At 69.6% G+C, this 3,270-nt stretch carries 2 protein-coding genes; both read right to left on the bottom strand.

All coding sequences use genetic code 11. From position 1 onward, the window contains the following. Positions 1-133: 133 nt before the first annotated feature. On the bottom strand, positions 134-565 hold the full coding sequence (locus CM1CMNOD_RS18785; protein WP_013875164.1) for a sirohydrochlorin chelatase: 432 nt from the start codon (positions 563-565) through the stop codon (positions 134-136). A 1,118-nt stretch (positions 566-1,683) separates the two neighbouring features. Then, on the bottom strand, positions 1,684-2,649 hold the full coding sequence (locus CM1CMNOD_RS18775; RefSeq protein ID WP_043607167.1) for an FAD-dependent oxidoreductase: 966 nt from the start codon (positions 2,647-2,649) through the stop codon (positions 1,684-1,686). Positions 2,650-3,270: the final 621 nt, after the last annotated feature.

The raw sequence follows: 3,270 nt of genomic DNA, 5'->3' as shown, positions 1-3,270 counted from the left end.
GTGTTCGGGGGTCTGGTCGGGGCGTGAGCTCGTTCGGGGTGGGCGCGGGGCTGGTGCGAGCGGGTCGGTGCCTGCCACCGCTGTCGTCGAGCGTCACATCCAGTGATGAATTAAGTGATATCTGTCATCGGTGTCATCGGAGTCCGTCCGGCCAGGGCTCGTCCGGGGCGAAGGCATGGCCGGTGAGGGCGTCGTCGATGCGGGCGGTGACGGCGGTCAGTACGCCGGGATGCAGCCCGAGCGGCGCGGTCAGCGTCCAGCGGGTGTGCGGGAAGCGCTCCCGGGCCCGGGCGAGGGCGGCCGGGATGTCCCGCGACGTGTGGCTGCCGTCGAACAGGAAGAACGGGTGGGCCACGATCTCGGTGCAGCCGGCGGCGGCCAGGTTGGCGTAGCCGGTCATGATGTCGGGCTGGACCACGTCCAGAAAGGCCGGCTCCACGGCGTGCCAGCGGATCTGACGGTGACCACCCGTCACGCCAGGACCGGGCTCGGCATACGGGGTTTCGAACTCGCAGGACGAGGCCTCAAGATCGGCAGATACGGTGCCCGGTGCCGGATCGCGCATGGGGCCCGTCACACGCCTGGAAGCATCGAACGACCCGGAAGTATCGGATGATCCGGAAGTATCAGACGGCCCGGAAGCGCTGGACCGGCCGGACGGGTGGGACAGGCGGGACGAGCCGGACGGGTCAAGCACGGGAGTTGCCCCCCGCCCGAGCGCGGAAGCCGCTTCCTGCCTGAGCGCGCAGGCCGCGGCCTGGCCGGCTGCGGAGGGTGCGACCTGGTCGGGTGCGGGAGGTGCGACCTGACCGGATGTGGAGCCGGAAGCGGAGGCTGTGAGACGGCCGGATGTGGCGGTCACGGCTCGGCCGGGTGCGGCGAGCGCGGCGCCGGGTGCGGCGGCGGTGGCCCGGCCAGGTGTGCTGAGCAGGCGTGCGACCTCGCGGACGGTTGCGTTCGCCTCGTCCCGCCGTGAGCCGTGCCCGATCACCAGTAGACCCCGCATGCCCACCAGTCTGCGCCGGCGGCGCGCTCGTCGGGTAATGGCGCGTTCGTCGGGAGTACGGGTATACGGTCGCACCGCCGCACCGCCGATGGCCGCCCCCGCCAGGATGCGATCACGTGGGAGATATCGGGGGTGCCGGTCGTACCGCCGCTGGCTGCTCGACGGTAACGGCCCATTCGTCGGGCGACCACCGAGGGTGAATGGTGGTCTCGTCGTATAACGGCGGCGTTGTGCCGGATGGTGATCTGGTCCCGCCGGATGACTCATCGGTGTGACGGCGGGGCCCAGGCGTCGTCAGCCAGGTCGGTGATGTCGTTGTCGGGCTGCCCCTCCGGGCGGTGGCCGCGTTGCCGGGTCTGGCCGTGCGGGTCCGGTCGGATGGCGATTCAGCCGGACGGTGTGGAGGATGCCTCCGTCGGAGGGCGCCCGCCCGGGGCTGCGGGTCGTTTGTGGATGCGGCCGCACGGTGTTGAACCCGTACGGTGTCGAACCCGTACGGCCGAATCGGACAACGTCAAATAATTTTGAACAATGTAAAACAACGTCGGGCAGTACATCCGAGCGGTACGGAGGGCGTGCGGAGAGGACGCGGCAGCCCGTCGTGGACGGCGCATGCCGGATCATCAGGACGCCCGGGTCATCAGGGGCCCAGGCGTCCCCGGCGGTGCTCCGGGGTATCAGGCGGCGGGGCCGTCGTCGGAGCTGTGGCCCGGGAAGACCTTGGCGGACGGGTCGATGATCGGTGCCGCGTTGTTCACCGCGGTCGCTACCTCGCCGAAACCGGTCGCGATCAGACGCACCTTGCCCGGGTACTCGGTGATGTCGCCGGCGGCGAAGACCCGCTCGACTCCGGTCGCCATGGTCGTGCCCACCACGATGTGACGCTTCTCGACGGTCAGGTTCCAGCGGGTCAGGGGCCCCAGATCGGCGGTGAACCCGAGGTCGGCGACGATCCCTTGGGCCGGGCGGACCTGGCGGTCGCCGGACCTGTTGTTCACCAGTTCGACCTTCTCCACCTGGTTGTCCCCGTGGATGGCCGCGACCTCGGTGTGCGTGAGCACCTCGACGCTGGAGGACAGCACCTTTTCGACGGTGTGCGCGTGCGCGCGGAACCGGTCCCGCCGGTGGACGAGAGCCACCGACCGGGCCAGCGGTTCCAGGGCGAGCGCCCAGTCGAAGGCGCTGTCGCCCCCGCCGACGATGACGACGTCGGCGTTGGCATAGACGTCCAGTTTCGGGACGAAGTAGACCAGGCCGCGACCGAGATGATCGCTGCCGACGGGCAGTGGGCGCGGCGTGAACGTCCCGAGCCCGCCGGTGATGACAACGGCCTTCGCCCGTACCCGTGTCCCCTGCGCGCTGGTGACCACGACGGCGTCGTCCTCGTGGGCCAGTTCGGTTGCCTGCTGACCGAGCAGGTAGTTGGGGGAGAACGCGCCGGCCTGGGCAACGAGAGCGGCGATGAGCTCCCGGCCCCGTACCGCGGGGAACCCGGCCACGTCGTAGATCACCTTTTCCGGGTACATCGCGGTGACCTGACCGCCCGCCTCGGGAAGCGAGTCCATCACCGTCACGGACAGCCCGCGGAACCCGGCGTAGTAGGCGCCGAAGAGGCCGGCCGGGCCGGCTCCGATGATCAGCATGTCGGTGTCGACATCCGCCGATGTCGAGCCGTCAGGGCCAGTAGTGGTCAGTGCGTCCACATGCGACTCCTGGTGCTATGTGGCCGTGGCCGGACCGGATGCGCAGGGGTCGGACAGAGCCACCGGAAGAATTTTTTACTCATCCTGCCGCATCGAAGAGTGAGGTGCCTCAACATGCGCGTTGGCGTCGGCGCGGCACCCGGGCATTTACGGTGCTCTTTCCCCGCCGGTGATCCGGAGCGCGGATATTCCGGCAGGACGGGAGAAATCAGGAGGAAGCCGGTCGTGTCATCGGTTCGGTGGGCCGGCGGATAATCCGGCTCGGTGTCGGACGCTCACCGTCGGGAACACGCCTGCGCCTCATTGGTCCGCTGGACGGTACCGAGGTCTGGCGAACGGTACTGACAAAATCGCCGGTAGATGCCGGGCGAAATCGCCGGTAGGTGCCGAGCGGCGCGTCGGCCGATGACCCGTTGGCATCGACGACCCCGTTGGCGCGGTGGCCGGGCTGGTGATCGTGACGCGCGGCCGGGACGGTGCCCGGAAGCCGGGCGATCGAGAAGACGGCCCAGGAAACGGAGGTGGCCGAGGAAGCACGGCGGGCCGGGGGCGGGTGCGAAC

The organism is Protofrankia symbiont of Coriaria myrtifolia, assembly GCF_900634755.1.
In the GTDB taxonomy this organism is placed as follows: Bacteria; Actinomycetota; Actinomycetes; order Frankiales; family Frankiaceae; genus Protofrankia; species Protofrankia coriariae.
This window is presented reverse-complemented; position numbering and strand designations above follow the sequence as displayed.

Coding starts and splice junctions, on each gene's coding strand:
- CM1CMNOD_RS18785 (WP_013875164.1), bottom strand. CDS start 565: ATGCGCGATCCGGCACCGGGCACCGTATCTGCCGATCTTGAGGCCTCG.
- CM1CMNOD_RS18775 (WP_043607167.1), bottom strand. CDS start 2,649: ATGCTGATCATCGGAGCCGGCCCGGCCGGCCTCTTCGGCGCCTACTAC.